Source organism: Paenibacillus massiliensis subsp. panacisoli DSM 21345, assembly GCF_000426545.1.
GTDB classification, from domain to species: domain Bacteria; phylum Bacillota; class Bacilli; order Paenibacillales; family Paenibacillaceae; genus Paenibacillus; species Paenibacillus panacisoli.
Window position 1 is genome coordinate 353,059 of sequence record NZ_AUFO01000001.1, and the last position, 18,608, is coordinate 371,666.

General features: G+C 48.6%; 14 protein-coding genes. 10 read left to right on the plus strand and 4 right to left on the minus strand.

The genetic code is table 11. The features are described 5' to 3' along the window. Positions 1 to 69: 69 nt before the first annotated feature. Complete coding sequence (gene acsA, locus K331_RS0101525) at positions 70 to 1,785, plus strand: acetate--CoA ligase (RefSeq protein ID WP_028588911.1); 1,716 nt, start codon at positions 70 to 72, stop codon at positions 1,783 to 1,785. Between the two features lie 126 nt (positions 1,786 to 1,911). On the opposite strand, the gene K331_RS0101530 is transcribed toward acsA, so the two are convergent. Next, positions 1,912 to 4,935 carry a transglycosylase domain-containing protein gene (locus K331_RS0101530; RefSeq protein ID WP_028588912.1) on the minus strand — a complete coding sequence of 1,008 codons (3,024 nt, stop codon included), beginning with the start codon at positions 4,933 to 4,935 and terminating at the stop codon, positions 1,912 to 1,914. A 243-nt stretch (positions 4,936 to 5,178) separates the two neighbouring features. Next, entirely contained in the window at positions 5,179 to 5,778 is a 600-nt protein-coding gene (rpsD, locus tag K331_RS0101535) for a 30S ribosomal protein S4 (protein WP_018887522.1), read from the minus strand. Positions 5,779 to 6,270: 492 nt separating this feature from the next. Between rpsD and K331_RS0101540 the strand changes: the two genes are divergently transcribed. From K331_RS0101540 to K331_RS0101560, 5 genes are all read left to right on the plus strand, one after another. Continuing rightward, complete coding sequence (locus tag K331_RS0101540) at positions 6,271 to 8,271, plus strand: sensor domain-containing diguanylate cyclase (RefSeq protein WP_028588913.1); 2,001 nt, start codon at positions 6,271 to 6,273, stop codon at positions 8,269 to 8,271. A 247-nt stretch (positions 8,272 to 8,518) separates the two neighbouring features. Then, entirely contained in the window at positions 8,519 to 9,373 is an 855-nt protein-coding gene (locus K331_RS0101545; RefSeq protein WP_028588914.1) for a hypothetical protein, read from the plus strand. A gap of 155 nt (positions 9,374 to 9,528) precedes the next feature. Then, complete coding sequence (locus K331_RS0101550) at positions 9,529 to 10,644, plus strand: aminopeptidase (protein ID WP_018887525.1); 1,116 nt, start codon at positions 9,529 to 9,531, stop codon at positions 10,642 to 10,644. A 99-nt stretch (positions 10,645 to 10,743) separates the two neighbouring features. Next, entirely contained in the window at positions 10,744 to 10,989 is a 246-nt protein-coding gene (locus tag K331_RS0101555) for an HPr family phosphocarrier protein (RefSeq protein ID WP_028588915.1), read from the plus strand. 254 nt (positions 10,990 to 11,243) lie between these two features. Then, positions 11,244 to 11,534, plus strand: a complete 291-nt coding sequence (locus K331_RS0101560) for a YlaN family protein (RefSeq protein ID WP_018887527.1) — start codon at positions 11,244 to 11,246, stop codon at positions 11,532 to 11,534. A gap of 202 nt (positions 11,535 to 11,736) precedes the next feature. On the opposite strand, the gene cax is transcribed toward K331_RS0101560, so the two are convergent. Further along, positions 11,737 to 12,807 carry a calcium/proton exchanger gene (gene cax, locus K331_RS0101565; RefSeq protein WP_028588916.1) on the minus strand — a complete coding sequence of 357 codons (1,071 nt, stop codon included), beginning with the start codon at positions 12,805 to 12,807 and terminating at the stop codon, positions 11,737 to 11,739. Positions 12,808 to 13,034: 227 nt separating this feature from the next. On the opposite strand from cax, the gene K331_RS0101570 reads away from it, so the two are divergent. After that, positions 13,035 to 13,400, plus strand: coding sequence for an Asp23/Gls24 family envelope stress response protein (locus K331_RS0101570; protein WP_018887529.1), 366 nt, complete (start codon positions 13,035 to 13,037; stop codon positions 13,398 to 13,400). Between the two features lie 176 nt (positions 13,401 to 13,576). On the opposite strand, the gene ftsW is transcribed toward K331_RS0101570, so the two are convergent. Next, entirely contained in the window at positions 13,577 to 14,830 is a 1,254-nt protein-coding gene (gene ftsW / locus K331_RS0101575; RefSeq protein WP_028588917.1) for a putative lipid II flippase FtsW, read from the minus strand. Positions 14,831 to 15,082: 252 nt separating this feature from the next. Here ftsW and K331_RS0101580 point away from each other — a divergent pair, with 252 nt between their 5' ends. From K331_RS0101580 to K331_RS0101590, 3 genes are all read left to right on the plus strand, one after another. Further along, positions 15,083 to 16,270, plus strand: a complete 1,188-nt coding sequence (locus K331_RS0101580; protein ID WP_028588918.1) for a M20 metallopeptidase family protein — start codon at positions 15,083 to 15,085, stop codon at positions 16,268 to 16,270. Positions 16,271 to 16,318: 48 nt separating this feature from the next. Next, entirely contained in the window at positions 16,319 to 16,750 is a 432-nt protein-coding gene (locus K331_RS0101585; protein ID WP_018887532.1) for a CBS domain-containing protein, read from the plus strand. A 155-nt stretch (positions 16,751 to 16,905) separates the two neighbouring features. Then, positions 16,906 to 18,606 (plus strand): DNA repair helicase XPB, encoded by a 1,701-nt coding sequence (locus K331_RS0101590; protein WP_028588919.1) that lies wholly within the window; start codon positions 16,906 to 16,908, stop codon positions 18,604 to 18,606. Positions 18,607 to 18,608 lie beyond the last annotated feature (2 nt).

An 18,608-nucleotide genomic window follows, 5' to 3' on the forward strand; every position in this document is an offset into this window, starting at 1 on the left:
TTTCCAATAGCCAAAATAAACGAGCAAGATGAGGAATCTCATTTATCAGTCGTGAGGAGGCGAGAATTCATGCATAATGAATCAATGGAAAGTGTTGTTTACGGTTCCAATATGGGCAATTATGAACAAGCCTGCAAGCGTTTTCAGTGGGAGGAGATAGAACGCCACTTCACCTGGTATACGACAGGTAAGGTGAATATGGCACATGAAGCCATTGATCGGCACGTATATGAGGGGCGGGGGCACAGGACGGCGCTGCTCTATGCTGATGATGTCCGTGAGGAATCCTACACCTTTATGCAGCTATGTATGGAATCCAACCGCTCAGGTAATGTACTGCGTAAATTTCAGATTGGCCGCGGGGATCGTGTATTTGTGTTCATGCCACGTTCACCGGAGCTGATAATTGGCTTGCTAGGAATTTTGAAGGTGGGGGCCATCGCGGGGCCGCTATTTGAAGCGTTTATGGAGACAGCTGTTAAGGATCGGCTGGAGGATAGCTCAGCAGTGGCGATTATAACGACACCAGAGCTGTTACCACGTATTCGGCGCGAGGAGCTGCCGAACCTGAAGCATATTTTTGTAGTAGGAGACAATGTGAATATAGAGGATGGACTCATTGACTGGAAGCACGAGATGGGTGAGGCCTCCTATGAGCTGGAGCCGGAGTGGCTGGATCGGGAGGACGGATTAATCATTCATTACACCTCTGGCTCGACAGGCAAACCGAAGGGAGTGTACCATGTCCAAAATGCCATGATTCAGCACTACTATACAGGCAGACAGGTGCTTGATCTGCGTGAGGATGATATCTATTGGTGCACAGCTGACCCAGGGTGGGTGACAGGAACCTCTTACGGTATCTTCGCCCCCTGGCTGAATGGAGCAACCAATGTCATTCGAGGAGGGCGCTTTAACCCGCAGCAATGGTACCGCACGATTGAGCGCTATCAGGTAACGGTATGGTACAGTGCACCGACCGCTTTTCGCATGCTGATGGGTGCAAGTGCGGATATTCTGGATAAATATGATCTGACCAGTCTACGGCATGTCATGTCCGTCGGAGAGCCGCTGAATCCGGAGGTCGTTCGTTGGGGCTGGAAGGCCTATGGCCAGCGCATACATGACACATGGTGGATGACGGAGACGGGCGGTCAGCTCATCTGCAACTACCCGGAGATGGCGATCAGGCCTGGCTCCATGGGTAAGCCGCTACCAGGGATTGAAGCTGCTATTCTGGATGAACAGGGGCACAGGCTCCCACCGAATCATATGGGACATCTGGCGATTCGAACCCCATGGCCTTCCATGATGAAAGCGATCTGGAATAACCCGGATAAGTATCAGGAATATTTCCGCTTTGAGGGCTGGTACGTATCTGGAGATTCTGCCTATATGGACGAGGATGGATACTTCTGGTTCCAGGGGCGGATTGATGATGTGATCAATTCCTCTGGGGAACGGATCGGCCCCTTTGAGGTAGAGAGCAAGCTGGTAGAGCATCCTGCAGTTGCAGAGGCTGGGGTGATCGGCAAGCCTGACCCTGTTCGTGGAGAGCTGATTAAGGCGTTTGTAGCTTTGCGTGAGGGCTATGCAGCGACAGAAGAGCTGAAGGCTGAGATTTACCAATTTGTAAAAGAGGGTCTCTCGGCGCATGCGGCTCCCCGTGAGATTGAATTCAGGGAAAAGCTGCCCAAGACACGCTCTGGCAAGATTATGCGACGTGTACTCAAGGCCTGGGAGCTAAACCTGCCTACAGGAGATCTATCAACGATTGAGGACTGATATGAACACTTATTAATTCTATCCTCTACAAAAAAAGAAACCATCCTTATGATGAAATGGAGATTACAACCATTTCGAATCATAGGATCGGTTTCTTTTTTTTATTATTTATCTACGCCTCACCAATCAAGGAGTCTTTGTGGCAGGAGAAAGTCCTGATTCACCCGCTGCGTTGATAGCGCTGATTCGGAATGAGCCTTTATTGAGACTGTGTGAGTTGTAATTGAAATGGGTACTCTGAGCAGTCCCTAAGAAATTAAAGGCATCTTTGCCGTCCTCACTATAGTAAATGTTATACCCTTGAATTCCTTCAGCCGAGGCATTCCCCTGCCAGGACAGGGAGATTCCACTAGCTGTTGCTTGCACTTGAGGTGCGGCTGGAGCTGAAGGAGGTCCAGCAGGTACTACAGGCTCACCAGTCTGGTCAGGTGGTGTGCTGTCAGGCGGTGGAGCAGCACCCGCAGTGACGGTAGCGCTAGGCGCAGATTCTCGACCAGCGACGTCTACAGCCGTAACATAATAGCGGCCTGTGCCTGCCGTGAACACCTTGCTAGCATCTGCCATGACGACTTTGCCTTGGCGTCTGAAATCTCCACCTGTAGACCGGTAGAGTCTATAGCCGACGACATCCTTATTTGGACTTGCGCTAAACGTGATGATGGCGTTCCCGTCCTTCGTCCCTGCACTTACATTGGATGGAGGAGATGGATCACTGCCGTCATCGGATCTCGGATCGACATCCGTCGGCATATCCGCCGTAGCATCCTGCGGCAGATAATAGGAGATATCTCTGCGTCCTTTGACATAAGGCAAGGCCTTCTGCAGCTCCTTAATCAGCTCCGAGATCGGTTTCTCACGCTTGATTACTGTACGTTCCTTCAGCATATCGTCAGGAGTGCCATCTTTAGGGATGTAATTGACACCATTGAAGGTAATATATTTTGCTCTCGAAATTCCATCGTCACGTTCCTTAGGAACGAATTTGCTGTTGAATTTGTCAGTCACAAAGCGGTCTGTCATAGCAGTTGGAATCTTACCGCTGTAAGCCGATACAGTTCTGGTTACGATCCCGTCTGGGACAGGGAATGACTTGGTTGTGAACAGTTCAGGACGCTGCTCGACGACTTCATTCATAATCTGGGCCCACAGCCGGCGTGCACGTTCCTTCTGAGCTGTTGTCTCCAGCTTATGCTCCTGATACTTGTAGCCAACCCAGACGCCTAGAGTAACATCTGGTGTAAAGCCCTCGAACCACACATCCGTATAGGATTGCGTCGTTCCGGTCTTGCCTGCAATCGGAATATTGCTGTGCTTGAAGTTGCGCTTTACCAGCCCACCTGTACCCTCAGTCACGACAGTTCTCAGCATATCGGTCATCAGATAGGCTGTCTGTGGTGAGAAGACGCGAACAGGCTCGTGCTCCTTCTTGTATACAACATTGCCGTTAGAGTCGACAATCTTGGCAATCATGTAGGCATCATTGAATTGTCCGCCGTTGGCAATCGCACCATAAGCATTTGTCAGCTCTTCAACGGTCACGCCATATTTCATGCCGCCCAGTACCCCGGTCTGTGCCTGATAATCACTATCCTCGATGGTGGTGATCCCTAGCTTCTTGGCAAAATCCCAAGCATCCTTAATACCAACCTTCTCGTTGAAGATCTTGAGCGCTACGGTATTCATCGACTTATTCAGCGCATAGCGTGCTGTGACAAGTCCTTCATAACGATTGTTAGAGTTCTTGGGAATATGATAGCTGTTCGAGCTGTTCTTCAGAATAATAGGGGAATCATCAAGGACACTTCCTGGCTGAACTGCTCCACTATCCAGAGCTGGCAGAAAGGCTGCAATGGGCTTCATTGCTGAACCGGGCTGCCTAACCATCTGCGTAGCGTAGTTCATCTGTTCCTCGTTGAAATCCCGTCCCTCGATCATTCCCAGGATGGCGCCTGTTTTATGATCAATAAGGATAGCTGCTGTCTGTTCCATCCCCTTGTTCTTGCTGGTTGGAGAGAAGTTGTTAGCGTTCTCCGAGATCGTATGCATCGCCTTATACACCGTCTTGTCGATTGTAGTGTAGACGCGATAACCACCTGTACGGAGTTGGTCCATAGCTTCCTGCAGGCGCTCACTGCTATTGCCTTGCGTGTCTGCATTCGCTGTCTGCTCGGAATTGTTCATGACAGACATTAGCACCTGTGCTGCTTGACGTTCCGTTTCCAACATTAGATAAGGATAGGTGTTATATGCCTTGACGGTGCGTTTGGCCAGCGATCCTTTGACGTCAAAGGCCAGTGCTTCCTGATACTGAGCTTGTGTAATCTTGTTCTCCTGCAGCATCCGGCTCAGCACGAGCTTCTGTCGATTCATCGCCCTATTGAAGTTCTCTTCAACGAATTCACCCTTGCTGTTATAAGCAGAATATCTAGTCGGAAGCTGAGGCAGACCTGCCAGATAAGCGGCTTGAGCGATGTTAAGCTCCTTCAGATCATTAATATTGAAAATACCTTTGGAGGCAGCCTTGATACCGAATACATTATATCCGTTGGAGCCTTTGCCGAAGGGGACTTTATTCAGATAGGCACTGATAATTTGATCCTTCGTCATGAATCGTTCCAGACGCAGGGACAGGAGGATTTCCTTCACCTTGCGATCCTCGGTCTGATCAAGACTCAGGAAGACTCGACGTGCCAACTGTTGGGTCAGTGTACTGCCGCCTGTCTGAACGGATTCGTTCAGCACCCTTTGTTTGACAGCGCGAAGTGTTCCAGAGATATCTACACCTTTATGTTCATAAAAACGATTGTCCTCGATGGCAATGACAGAATCAATGACGATCTGAGGAATCTGGTCCAGACTGACTGGACGTCTGTCCTCATCCGTACGAAGCTGTCCGATCGGTGAACCGTCATTGAAATATGCGAAGCCAGTAATCGCATTTTCGCCTATCTGCTGTTCGATCATAGCCCTAGAACGCACGGGGTCATCCTTAACGATGGAAGCGACGTAGCCTGATACGGCTCCACCGGCAAACAGGATGCCCATAAAGGCTAGAACGAATAGCCATTTCATGGTTATGCCCAGTCCGCGGAAAAATTTCCTCCAACGGGATACTTGACGTTTAGGGACTTTTTTGTTCTCATCAGTCATCAAGTCTTCCTCCTTTTAACAGGCACTATTATAGCACAAAAACATGGGTTCGACCCATAAGCACATAAGCCTGTCTTTTGAAAACTGACGATTCAGGAACGCTTATAATTGTAAAAAAAGGCAGGGGAAATACAAAAGTTGATGCAATCAATGTAGTACATCATTCATAAATACGAAAAAAAGGAGAACCTCAAAGAGCTGATTTGCTCTTGAGACTCTCCTTTCGGTAATTCTAGTTACAAATTAACGGTTGTAGAATTCGACGATTTGCTTCTCATCGATATCTTGGGACAGCTCAGCACGCTCTGGCAAACGGATGTATTTACCTTCGAACGCAGCATCGTTGTACTCCAGGTAAGAAGCCAGGTGTGTACGGTTCTCCAATGCTTCCTTGATGGAAGTCATTGTGCGGCTTCTTTCACGAAGACCGATAACATCACCAGGAGATACTTGGTAAGAAGCGATGTCTACCTTTTTGCCATTCACAGTCACGTGACCGTGGGATACCAATTGACGGGAACCCGCACGGGAGTTCGCAAATCCAAGACGGTATACCAGGTTGTCCAGACGACTTTCGAGCAGGAACATGAAGTTCTCACCGGCAATACCTTGCATATTTTGAGCTCTGTTGAACAGTGTGCGGAATTGCTTCTCGCCCAGACCGTACATGTGACGCAGCTTTTGCTTTTCTTGCAGCTGCATACCGTAGTTGCTCATTTTTCTGCGTTGGTTAGGACCGTGTTGTCCCGGTGGGAAAGGGCGTTTCAATTCTTTACCAGTGCCGCTCAGAGAAATACCGAGACGACGGCTTAATTTAAATTTAGGACCAGTGTAACGTGCCATTATAGAGTTAACTCCTTCATAATTAAATTTGAGTCGGGCTCTCTTTGCGCTCTAGAGTGTCTGGCATGTAAATCAGATCATGCACAACTGACAGGAAAGTTCAGCCGCTGTCCTGTGAGCAACACAACAGATGAGGGTGACACAACCGTTTCGCCCAAATTTAAGACCGGAGCAGTAATGTATACCACCCAGTCTTCATCAACAATAAATATTATATGAAACGTAGTGGTAATGTCAAGAAAATAAAAAAAAGAAAACGTCAAAAAATGTCGATAGGTCTAATGGACTAAAAATTTGGGCCGATTCACTGAAAAATGGATGCAAATGCGAAGGGAAAGGAGTAAAATAGAGCATGTCTACATTCCTCGATTGCGTCTTCGTGTTAGATGCCTTTCAGAATTGCGCTAGAAGGAGTTGTACAAGATATCCAGCCTTCTGTTGAGAATTTGTACAGGAGGAGGGTTATATCATTGCTGTGAAGGAGCGCCCGATATGTCAGAATTTCCATCAGCGGATGACAACGTCCTCGTGAGTAACAAGACCAATCCAATAAAGCCGCTGTTAGACGGGCAATGCCCGGATTTTCTTTCTTGGCTGCAAAACATGGACATTACGCCTTTGGATTTTCCATACATTGATAATCTGCTGCTTACCGCATATACAGACTGGATTAGGCAGTCTGAAGGATTAGAGTGGCTACGGAAATTCTCCACAGCCGTATTTAACACCGGAAGTGCACAGATAGCTGGTGCATGGGAGACCGAGGTATATCAAGCCTGTGCGTCAAAAGTACTGACTTCCGGTGCATGTGAGCACACGATTGAAGAATCCCCGGGTGGTATTCGCAACGTCGTCTACGGTGTTCCCTTATTTTCTAGGGGTCATCATGACCTGTTTGCTGTTCTGCTCTTCAAGATACCAGCGCAGGCGACCAGCGTTGCTCCGGGTCCTAGCACAGACTCACTTCAGACGGCTGCATTACATTACCGTAGCGTGTTCTATCAGAAATTCGAGAGTCTGTTCGTTGCAGATCTTCTGCACTCGAAGAATACGGTGGGTGGCCCGTCCAAGACGCCGTCTATTCTATTTCAATTGGTAAAGCGCATGCATGACAAGATCGAAGTGGATGCAGTGCTGGATGAGGTGTTCGACAGTATATCGGACATGTTCCCCGATGTGGAGATTACATTGTATATGGCTCAGGAGAGGCAGAATCTCAATCTGCGGGTAAAACAGCTACTTCTGGATCAGAAGAGCAGCAATGTCAGCGTGAAGGCCTTTGTCAGTGGCCAGCCTGCAGTGGGACAGGTGGACGGTCAGGAGATCACCGAGCTTGGCATCCCATTGAAGGGCAAGCAGGGCACATATGGTGTTGTGCATCTGCAATTGCCGCCAGGGCAGAAGGAAATGAGCGAAATGGATATCAGCCTGATTACGATGATGGCGGACACAGCTGGAGTAGCTTTTGAGAACGCTAACCTGCTGGAGCAGTCCAACCTGCTCATCCAGGAGCTCAGATTGATCAACGAACTTGTCCAACGCCTGAATCAGAGTCTTCAGCTTACCGATATCGTTCATTTTGCCATCTTCGAACTGATGTCCATTTTTCAGGCCGAGAATTGCTGCATTGTGCAGCTTGAAGAAAATGGAGAACATTCAAAAATCATTGGCTGCAACGTGAGGGCTTTTGAAAATAGAGTTCTATATGGAGATTCAGGATTTTCAGGTTATATCCAGAGTTCTGGTGAACCGGTGATCGTCTCCGATTATAGCAAGGAGTCTGCGATTGTGTCCGAGCTAATGAACGAGACGGGCTCGAAATCCATGATTGGTGTGCCGCTGCTCATGAGCGGCAAGGTCCGAGGCTCGATCATGCTGACGCATACACAGCCCTATTATTTCTCGTATAATAACTATAAATTGCTCCAAATGTTCTCGACGCACATCGGACTCGCACTCATGAATGCTTCCTTGCATGCACAGGTGAGAAGATTGGCTAATATGGATATGCTAACAGGATTACACGTACGCCATTATCTGGACAAGGTCATTCAGGAGCATCAGCAGAAGGATTTCTGTGGATCTCTTATTCTTATTGATATCGATCAGTTCAAGCGAGTTAACGATACATTTGGACATCAGAAAGGCGACGATGTGCTGAAAATTGTCAGCGGAATTATTAAGGATAGTGTCCGCAGTGAGGATCTCAGTGCCCGTTGGGGTGGTGAGGAGTTAGCCATCTACTTGCCTCAGTTGGGTATTTACCAGGCTCTTCAGGTGGCCGAGACGATCCGCAAGAAGGTACCAGGAGAGACGGATCCGTCAGTTACCATCTCCTGCGGTATTGCGGAATGGAGCTGGATGGACGACCAGGTCAGCATAGAGAAGCTGTTCTATAGAGCTGATATGGCGTTGTACGATGCCAAGAAGCAGGGGCGCAATCGTACGGTGCTTGAGAATCTGGACGCTGAGCTTATGGGCCAGATCGAATGATATGCAGCAGATGTACAACGATTGGAACCGAATTAGATTCATGAACAGTAAGCTCTCCTAAGCTCGCTGCCACAATGGCTTCGTGCAGGAGGGCTTATTTGTCGCTTCAGCGGCCCAAATCTGTTCTAAGGGCCTATTTCCTCTCCCGACCCTGCTAGGCACAGCTTGCAGACTGTAATTCTGAATATAAGCGGGGTGTGTAGGGAAGCCTATTGTGCTGAACCTAGAATTTGGGGAGGCGGTAGGTATGCGAGGATGGCGAGTATACGCAGTGATCATCATCTGTACACTTCTGGCAGAGGGCTGCTTGCATGCAGATCAGGGCCACACGCCGCAGGAGCTGTACAGAATGGCTTCAGCTGGGATCGCGGGTAAGGAACGTATGAGCTTCCGCGGAATGGCCGCGATTAGGAGATCTAACAGCAGCTTGTTTGAGCAGCAGATACATTATGAGGGTTCTTTACGTGGGCATGATGTCGTGGAGATTCGGACAATACTACCGTCGGAGGAAGCAACGCTTGCCCCCGGACACAAGACGTCTAGCGAGCACAAGCCTTTTTCTATTGAAAACAAAGGCGGGCCAAAATCAATGATGCGGCGTGAACGAGGCAAGTGGCAGTTGAATTCATTGGGCACCAGGGAGTGGGATGGGACAGTGGGGCGATTCAATCCTTTTCATCAATTAAGTCAGCTGGACCGCTACAATAAGCTTGTATCATTGGAAAGCGGTTCTCCCCGCGGTGTCAAAATGCTTCGGATTGAATTGACTCCGGCCGATGCTAAGCAAATGCTTCGTGATGAATTGACTACGGAGATGGAGAGTATGGAGACCCATTATTTGAAGCAACTGCAGCAAATGAATGCAGTAGCCACCGTTCATAAAGATGAGCTACGCCAGGAGATTCAGCATACCCGCAAGCAGGAGCAGAGCGAGATGCTGAACAGACTTGAGGATGCCGAGGTACGTGCCGTCTATCACATGACCATTGATAGGGCTACCAGTCTGCCATTGCGTCTGTCCTCCGAGACGAAGTTAAGCTATAAGAAGGATCCGGAACAGGGAGAAGCATTGGTGACAGATGTTTTTTTTGAAGGGTATTAAGTTGTGTGAAAGAACGTGATACAATAAATAATGAAAAATTAACCTGTGTTCAAATGTGCATTTGCAGGTGATTACATAATGGCTAACACTGTAAATTAAAAGCTTGCAAAATGCCTAGGAATGAATGGACAAAGCAAGCATAGAGGAGAGAGTTTATGAAGGACCCAAGAATTTTAAAATTGGCAGAGACACTTGTCGGCTATTCTGTTGATGTTCAGCCAGGCGAGAATATTTTGGTAGAGATGATCGGTTCGGAGCGGGATTTGCTTAACGCCATCATTGAGGAAATAGCTAAGCGTGGGGGAAATGCCTTCGTTGAGCTGACGGATCGCAGGGTGCAACGAGTGATGCTGCGCAATGCCAATCGTGAGCAGATTGAGACATGGGCAAAGCTGGACCTGGAGCGTATGAAGCAAATGCACGGATACATTGGTATTCGCGCAGGCGAAAATGTAAATGAACTATCCGATGTTCCAGAGGACAAGATGAAGCTGTACAACTCATTGTACTCGCATCCGATACATAGTGAACAGCGTGTCAAGCATACCAAATGGGTAGTTCTTCGTTATCCTAATGCAAGTATGTCTCAGCTGGCGAATACAAGTACAGAGGCCTTTGAGGACTTCTATTTCGATGTATGCACGCTGGATTATGCCAAGATGGATAAAGCACAGGACGCGCTTGCTGACCTGATGAGCCGTACAGACAAGGTGCGTATTACCGGACCGGGAACAGACCTGTCCTTCTCGATCAAAGATATTGGAGCTATCAAGTGCTCAGGCAAACGCAATATTCCCGATGGAGAGGTCTATTCTGCTCCTGTCCGTAATTCGGTTAATGGTACGATCAGCTACAATACACCGACTCTGTACAATGGTGTGACTTTCGACAATGTGAAATTCCGGTTCGAGAACGGAAAAATTGTTGAAGCAGAGAGCAACAACAGCAGCAAGCTGAATGAAATCCTGGATACAGACGAAGGCGCACGTTACATTGGTGAATTCGCAATTGGCTTCAACCCGTACATTTTGACACCAATGAAGGACATCCTGTTCGACGAGAAGATTGCCGGCAGTCTGCACTTCACACCAGGTCAGGCTTATGAAGAGGCTGATAACGGCAACCGCTCCTCCATTCACTGGGATCTGGTGTTCATTCAACGCCCTGAATATGGCGGCGGAGAGATCTACTTTGACGATGTCCTGATTCGCAAGGATGGCATCTTCGTCTTGCCTGAATTGGAGTGCTTGAATCCAGATCAGCTGAAATAGGATTAATTTCTTGCTGAGAAAGCGGATTCAATGTATCATGAATGGAGTAATAAATCATATGATACAACAAGGTAATCCAGTTAAATCGGAGGGATTCATATGTCCAGTAACAATGCAGCAGTAGTAGAAATCGCCCAGACCGCAGGTAAGTTCACATCGTCCATCGTGCTTCATTCGGACAACAAGTACATTGATGTGAAGAGTATTCTGGGATTGTTCACCACACTGGTGAATAGCCACAGCTACGAGCTCCATGTGCACGGACCAGATGCAGATGAGGCTAAGAAAGCTATGGCAGAGGTATTTGCCAAGCACGGCATGGAAATTCAAGTCGTGACTGACTAGATCGATCAGATTCGATCTGTGTAGCTTCAAAACTAGTTATATTAGTGCATTGCGGGTGTCGCCCTTATAGGGCGGCACCTGTTTTAATAATGGGGCATCAGTGCCTCCGAAAATGTTGCTTTTTATGCTTTTCCCTGTCTGTACGGATATTGTGGGACGTTTTTTAAGCAGAGGTTCTTGTATTGACGCCTGAATTCGTCTAATATTAAAGACAGGATGTCTTTAGGTTATACCAAGACAGAGGGGGGAAGAATGTGACTTCATCTGATTTGCAAGAGCAGCTACACCTGAAAGCAATCAGTCTTCTTCAGGAAGATGCGGATAAAATACAGAAGCTTATTGAAGTACAGATGGAGAATCTGGCTACCCGTTACTGCCCTCTCTATGAGGAAGTTCTGGATACCCAAATGTATGGTTTTTCCAAGGAGGTAGACTTTGCTGTTCGTGCAGGACTTCTTCCAGAGCATGCGGGCAAACAGTTGGTGAGCAAGCTGGAACGCAATTTGGCTCTTCTGTATGAAGCAATGAACAACAAAGAGGAGTAGCTTTGTAGCTGCTGAAGCGATACAGGAGCATGCAGATCATACCTGCATGCTTTTTTTGAGGTCCTAGCTCCAGACTATAAAAAAGGCGATTCTCTATTTCTAGAGAGCCGCCTTTTTTAAGATGCAATTGAACGGCGATGGACGTTTTTTTTATTCGTAGCAGGCATACCAGCTTCAGCTTATGAGAAGGGGCTCCTCCTCTTTATACCAGATAAAAGGATACACCGAGAATGAAGTAGACAGCCAGCAGCATCAGCCCCTCATACCAGTTAGTCGATCCATCCTGTGTGATGGATTTGGCAATGAATACAGATACCCCGATGGCAACGAGCTCAATGGTGGTGAACACAATATCCATGGTATTTCCCATGAAATAACTAATGAAGATCAGGACGGGTGCCACAAATAAAGCAATTTGCAGGCTGCTACCGACAGCAATCTCGACAGAAGCCCCGATCTTATTCTTCATGGCGAGCATGATGGCTGCGCTATGCTCCGCTGCATTCCCGATGATCGCCACTAGGAAGGCCCCCACAAACAATTCACTCAAGCCAAACTGTGTGGTAAACGTCTCCAGTGTGCCGACCAGCCACTCGCTGACGAAGGCAACCATAATCGTGGCAATGACCAGATAGATAATGGAGGTTCGCTTGCTCCAGGCAGGAGCGTGCTCATGTGGGAGCTCCTCATCCTTCTGATCCGTTACATCCGATAAATAATCTTTATGAGTAATCATCGAGAAGAGCAGCCAGGCAAGATAGGCCACAATTAACACACCTGCTACGATTAGGCTGAGGGTGTCGGTATCTTGATCAGTAATGGAGTGTGTCTTTAGGAATACAGCCGGAATGAACAGCGAAATGACCGCCACTACCATCAGAGAGCCACTGAGCCCAGCTAATGAAACGTTGTAATTCTGAACCTTGTGCTTCAAGCCACCTGCGAACAGGCTAGCACCCAGTACGAGCAGCAGGTTGCCGATGATCGAGCCTGTGAGGCTTGCTTTTACCATATCATACAGACCTTCACGAATCAGGAAGATGGCAATAATCAATTCGGCAGCATTCCCGAAGGTGGCATTTAGAAATCCTCCCAGCCGCTGGCCTGCGTAGTGGGCTACACTTTCGGTTGCTTTGCCAAGGAAGCCCGCTACCAGGATTACAGATGCGGCAGACAGGATAAACTGGATAATGGGACTCCATCCTGCGTAATAACCAATAGCGCTCAGCAGGAAAAATACAATGAGAAGAATGGGATACAACGGCTTGGACATGTTGTGTGCACCTCGTTTATATAGATGAGTCTTTCATATGTAAATCCTTGCTCAATTAATATAACCAGAACGACATAAAAGATAAACGAGGTATGACACTGTATCCTCGTAAAGGCTGTACGGGGATAGGCTCTCCAAATATTCACAAAGAGATGCATAACAGGGTTTGCATTTGCAGTGGGGAAGGATTTACAATACGAGTATGAAGGTGAAGGGGGATGTGTGGCATGGCAGAACAACTGCAATTAGAGAGCGGAAGTATCCGAGTATCCAACGATGTCGTCGCCAAGATCGCAGGACTTGCTGCGCTGGAGACGCCTGGCATTGCTGCAATGTCGGGAGGATTGTCTGATGGATGGGCGAAAAGATTAAGCGGCAAAAATGTTCAAAAAGGTGTGACTGTTGAAGTTGGTCAGCTGGAAGCCGCCATTGATCTCCGCATCATGGTTCTCTATGAAACACCGATCCACGAGGTCTGCCGCATGCTCCAGCAGAATGTACGGGAAGCGGTTGAGACCATGACGGGCCTCAAGGTTGTTGAGGTTAACGTCAAGGTGGAAGGCGTAGTATTCAACAAGGAAGATGAACTCTAATTGGCATACAGTGTTCCTGATTTGTGAATCGGGGTGTATGTTCCAAGGGCTACATGATAGCACCAACCAGTAAACGAGACATTATAATTGATGTAACATTGCATGCTGGGTTGCAAAAAAGACTGACGGATTATTAATCCGTCAGTCTTTTTGTGGAGAAATGTGCACTCAGCGGCTCAGCGTGAACGATTAGCGCGCTTACGCTCGAACGGTGTTGAAGGGGTCTGAGTTCGTATCTGAACTCCGGTCGTCCGTTCTTGTATGCTCTGCCTGGAATTCTCCCGGGAAATGCTAAGCATGATTCCCATAGATAGCATCATGACAAGCAATGATGACCCCCCGTAGCTGATGAACGGCAAAGTAACACCTGTCATCGGGATGGTCTGGGTAACACCGCCGATGTTAATGAAAGCTTGAATCGCAATCAGTCCCATTATACCTGTGCCGACAAGGGTGCCGAACGAATCATGGCAACGCAAGGCCACAAGCATGCCTCGCCAAATGAAGTATAGATATAATAGCAGAAACATCGTAGTTCCAATAAAGCCAAGCTCTTCACCGATGACTGAGAAAATAAAGTCATTAAATGGATTCGGGAGATAATGCAGCTTCACGATACCTTGTCCAAATCCAGAGCCTGTCACGCCACCCTCACCGATGGCTCTTAGCGATTGCAGCAAATTATAGCCTGAGCCCTGTTGGTCTTTTTTCGGGTCAAGGAAGGCTTCGATCCGTCCCACCTTATAATTAGTGCCACCGCCCGGCTGATCGTTGGGAGTCAGCGAGCTAAGGAGTGACCCGGCTCCAAACACGATTCCTGCCCCTAGAACGAACAACAGTACAGAGCCTACAATATGCTTGAGACTGGCTCCGCCCGTATAGATAATTAGGCCACAGGTTGCTACCAGTATGAAGCAAGACCCTAAATCCGGCTGGAGCATAATCAGACCGGCCACGAAGCCAACAATAACCATTACAGGTATGTATCCCGTACGCAAATCTCGAAATTTCTCACCTTTCTTGGCGATTAATGCCGATAGGTAAAGGATAATTGAGATTTTGGCAAGCTCAGTAGGCTGTATGCCGAACAATCCCAGGTTGAACCAGCTCTTGGCCCCATTCAGCTTGCTCATGAACAATACCAGTATTAGTAGAAGAACAGTAACGAAGAATAAAGGTACAAATAGCTTCTTGTATTTCTCCATTCGGATGTTCATGGCAACAAGCATTACGAAAAGGCCTAACACAGCAAATCCTGCCTGGCGCTTTGCAAAATAGAGTGCATCGTTGTTGTATTTTTCGTTCAGAAGGGCAACGCTCGAACTGGAACTGAATACCATGATTACGCCGAAACCGACCAGCAGTAATGTCAGTATTAGCAGTTGGAAATCGGGCGTACCTCTACGTCGCACCGGTTTCGTTTGTGTCATCTTAGCTACCCCTTGGTGAACGCCTCGACTTACTTGCCGAGCGCTCATGTATTCTTTACCATCATAGTATTTTTGGGGGGCTTCTGCAAGCGTATTAAGGCTGGTCTGCCTGTGCGCAATCAGGTTGAGCTGTCTAGGTATCAGAAGCTTGAATGTTCTGGTACAATAGGATGAAAGAAAAGCTGCCAAGGAGCGGCTCGCACATGAACATACATATAGTGCAAGGAAGAGTGGATCAAGGAGGAACGTAGCATGACAGAACTAGCGGGCTTTGAGGGTTTGCAGGAGCAGATGGTCAGTTGGCGAAGACATTTGCACAGACATCCTGAGGTGTCTTTTCACGAAAGCAGGACAGCAGCTTTTGTGGTAACACATCTGCGGGAGTGGGGGGTTGAAGTGCGCGAGCATGTCGGGGGACACGGAGTGATCGGGATCATTCGTGGGGACCGACCAGGGCCTGTCGTAATGCTTCGAGCCGATATGGATGCTCTGCCGATTCAGGATGAGAAGGACTGCGAGTACCGTTCAACCGTGGACGGAGCGATGCACGCATGCGGACATGATGGACATACAGCTATGCTGCTGGGGACAGCTCGTTACTTTGCACAGCATCGTCATGAGCTGGCAGGCGAGATCCGTTGCCTGTTCCAGCCTGCCGAGGAGCTGCTTCCTGGCGGGGCGCTGCAGGTTATTAAGGATGGCGCGCTCGACGGTGTAGATGCCATCTATGGAATTCATCTGTGGACTCCGTTACCTAAGGGAACAGTGGCTAGCTGTGCGGGGGCTATGATGGCGGCGGCGGATGATTTTTATATTGATATTCATGGAAAAGGCGGTCATGGCGGCATGCCCCAGCACACGAATGATACGGTAGTGGCCGGAGCAGCACTCGTCATGCAGCTTCAAAGCATCGTCAGTCGTTCTATTGATCCGCTGCAGCCTGGAGTGCTGACCATCGGTACGATTCTGGGCGGTGCTGCGCAAAATGTAATTGCTGAGCGCTGTCAGCTGAGCGGAACGGTGCGGACGTTCGATGAGCATACTCGAGCCTTGATGAAAGAAAGGCTGCATAGCCTAACAGAGCAGATCACAGCAGCCTATAATACAAAGGCTGAAATTAAATATATTATGGGCTATCCGCCAGTGGTAAATAATAAAGAGGAAGCTGCGCGTTTCTTCCACGAGGCCACGTCCATATTTGGTGCCGAGCAGGTGCAGGAGACACCCAAGATTATGCCTGCTGAGGATTTTGCTTATTATTTACAGCAGCTGCCCGGCTGCTTCATGTTTGTTGGAGCAGGCAACCCGGACAAGGGGGCTTCTTTTCCGCATCATCATCCCAAGTTCGATTTTGATGAGGATGTCTTGCTGGGCGGGGTCCGGCTGTTCATAGCGATGGCTAAAAGCTTTGCAAGAGAGTATATTAATAAGCACGAATGACTTCATGATCAAATGGATACGCTACTGAACGAAAGGAGGGTATCCCTTATGAAGAAAATTCAAGAAGTAATGACAAAGGATTGTGTAACAGCGACGCCGAACGATGATATTTTTGAGGTGGCTGTGAAGATGCGTGATCATGATACCGGATTTATTCCTGTCGTCGACAGTGATGCAGGACGCCGATTGGTAGGTGTGGTGACAGACCGAGATCTGGTCATCCGTGGTTATGCAGACAAGCATCCCGGCTCTGCAAGCGTGGAACGCGTAATGACTACGGGAATTCGTACCGCCTCTCAGGACATGACAGTAGATGAAGCTGCGGAGCTCATGGCGGATCAAGCGATACGTCGTGTTCCCGTTACAGAGGGAGACCGTCTGATTGGCATTGTCTCTATTGGTGACCTGGCAGTCCGTGATATTTTTGCGGATAATGCAGGAGAAGCATTGAGTAAAATTTCGGAGCAGCATTTCCATTAAGACAAATGTACCCATCATCACACATGCGGTAGCCACGGAAGTTCAACCTGATCCTCAGGTTGGGCTTCTTGTTTATGATTGGCGATACCGCAAGGTTGTCGGGATACTGCTTCTTAACAAATAGGTCAATATTTTATTGTTCACAGGAGGTACATATGAGGGAGGATAAGCCTTGCATCGTGCAGCGTGACTTCACAGTATTGCTTGAGATGGGGCTATCGGCATCAGATGAGGCACGAAGTCAGCTACAGGTCTACGCGGAGCTTGTCAAGAGCCCTGTTACGTTCCATACCTACCGGATCACTCCGTTGTCTCTATGGCACGCAGCATCTATGGGGTGGACAGCTGACAGGGTCCTTGAAAGTCTAAATGCCTTCTCCAGATGGGAGATTCCCATATTGCTGCAGGAGGACATCAGGAATTACATATCACGTTATGGGCAGTTGATATTGAAGCAGGGAGTCTCGGGAGAGATACTGCTGCAATGTAATGATCCGAAGATATACAGCTTCATCAAGGAGCGTCAGGACCTGGAGCGTTATCAGCTAGAGTGGTCTAGCTCGGACTCATCAAGTCATGCTGGTCCGTCCTGTGCAATTGTCCCCTTGCAATATCGTGGGCTGCTAAAGCAAGAGCTTACACGTCTGGGGTATCCTGTTCAGGATCTGGTGGGGTACCACGAGGGGACCAGTCTTTCTTTTCAACTGGGTGGAGAAGGAGGAACACTTGAGCTCAGAGACTATCAGAAGCAAGCTGCAGAAGCTTTCGCTGGAACGGGTGGTGCCGGAGGCAACGGAGGGAACGGTGTGCTGGTCCTTCCCTGTGGTGCCGGAAAGACCGTGATCGGGATGGCGGTGCTGGAACAACTGCAATGCGAAGCGCTCATATTAACTTCGAACACGACCTCAGTACGACAGTGGATGGATGAATTGAAGAACAAGACGGATATTCCAAGTGATCAGATTGGTGAGTATTCTGGGCAACGCAAGCAGGTCCGTCCTGTAACGGTAGCGACTTATCAGATTCTTACGCACCGCCGCTCCAAGGAAGCTGCATTTGAGCATATGAAGCTGCTCAGTGAACGGGATTGGGGATTGATTATTTATGATGAGGTGCATTTGCTCCCAGCTCCAGTATTCCGTGCTACCGCAGACATTCAGGCCACCAGAAGATTAGGATTGACAGCTACTCTCGTACGGGAGGATGGCTGCGAACGCGACGTCTTCTCGCTTGTCGGTCCCAAACGCTATGACATGCCTTGGAAGCAGCTGGAGGCACAAGGCTGGATTGCCAAGGTGGAGTGTGTGGAAGTTCGTATTCCGATGACGGAGCCATGTGCCCAGCAGTACATTCTGGCAGAAGGAAAGGATCGTTACAGAATTGCTGCCGAGAATCCAGCCAAGCTGGACATGGTACGGTCATTACTGAAGCAGCATGCTGGCAAACCGGCCATCGTCATTGGGCAGTACCTTGACCAGCTTAAGACGTTGTCCAGAGAGCTTGGAGCACCTCTCATTAGCGGGTCCATGGCGCAGTCTGAACGTGTCCGGTTGTTCGAAGCCTTCCGTACAGGAGAGCTGAATACAATTATTGTCTCGAAGGTGGCGAATTTTGCTGTGGATTTACCAGACGCCGCTCTGGCGATTGAAGTCTCGGGTAGCTATGGCTCCAGACAAGAGGAGGCCCAGCGATTAGGGCGCATTTTGCGTCCCAAGGCGGAGGATAACCGTGCTTATTTCTATGCACTTGTCACAGCAGATAGCAAGGAGAGTGAATTCGCGGCTCGTAGACAGCTCTTTTTGATCGAGCAGGGCTATGAATATGCTATACACCATGATAGTCGAAAGGAGGCATAGAC

Bases quoted from the DNA above. Each gene is read 5' to 3' on its own strand.
- K331_RS0101590 (WP_028588919.1), top strand. From the start codon at position 16,906: ATGAGGGAGGATAAGCCTTGCATCGTGCAGCGTGACTTCACAGTATTG.
- cax (WP_028588916.1), bottom strand. From the start codon at position 12,807: ATGTCCAAGCCGTTGTATCCCATTCTTCTCATTGTATTTTTCCTGCTG.
- K331_RS0101585 (WP_018887532.1), top strand. From the start codon at position 16,319: ATGAAGAAAATTCAAGAAGTAATGACAAAGGATTGTGTAACAGCGACG.
- K331_RS0101570 (WP_018887529.1), top strand. From the start codon at position 13,035: ATGGCAGAACAACTGCAATTAGAGAGCGGAAGTATCCGAGTATCCAAC.
- K331_RS0101530 (WP_028588912.1), bottom strand. From the start codon at position 4,935: ATGACTGATGAGAACAAAAAAGTCCCTAAACGTCAAGTATCCCGTTGG.
- K331_RS0101540 (WP_028588913.1), top strand. From the start codon at position 6,271: ATGTCAGAATTTCCATCAGCGGATGACAACGTCCTCGTGAGTAACAAG.
- K331_RS0101580 (WP_028588918.1), top strand. From the start codon at position 15,083: ATGACAGAACTAGCGGGCTTTGAGGGTTTGCAGGAGCAGATGGTCAGT.
- K331_RS0101555 (WP_028588915.1), top strand. From the start codon at position 10,744: ATGTCCAGTAACAATGCAGCAGTAGTAGAAATCGCCCAGACCGCAGGT.
- ftsW (WP_028588917.1), bottom strand. From the start codon at position 14,830: ATGACACAAACGAAACCGGTGCGACGTAGAGGTACGCCCGATTTCCAA.
- acsA (WP_028588911.1), top strand. From the start codon at position 70: ATGCATAATGAATCAATGGAAAGTGTTGTTTACGGTTCCAATATGGGC.
- rpsD (WP_018887522.1), bottom strand. From the start codon at position 5,778: ATGGCACGTTACACTGGTCCTAAATTTAAATTAAGCCGTCGTCTCGGT.
- K331_RS0101545 (WP_028588914.1), top strand. From the start codon at position 8,519: ATGCGAGGATGGCGAGTATACGCAGTGATCATCATCTGTACACTTCTG.
- K331_RS0101550 (WP_018887525.1), top strand. From the start codon at position 9,529: ATGAAGGACCCAAGAATTTTAAAATTGGCAGAGACACTTGTCGGCTAT.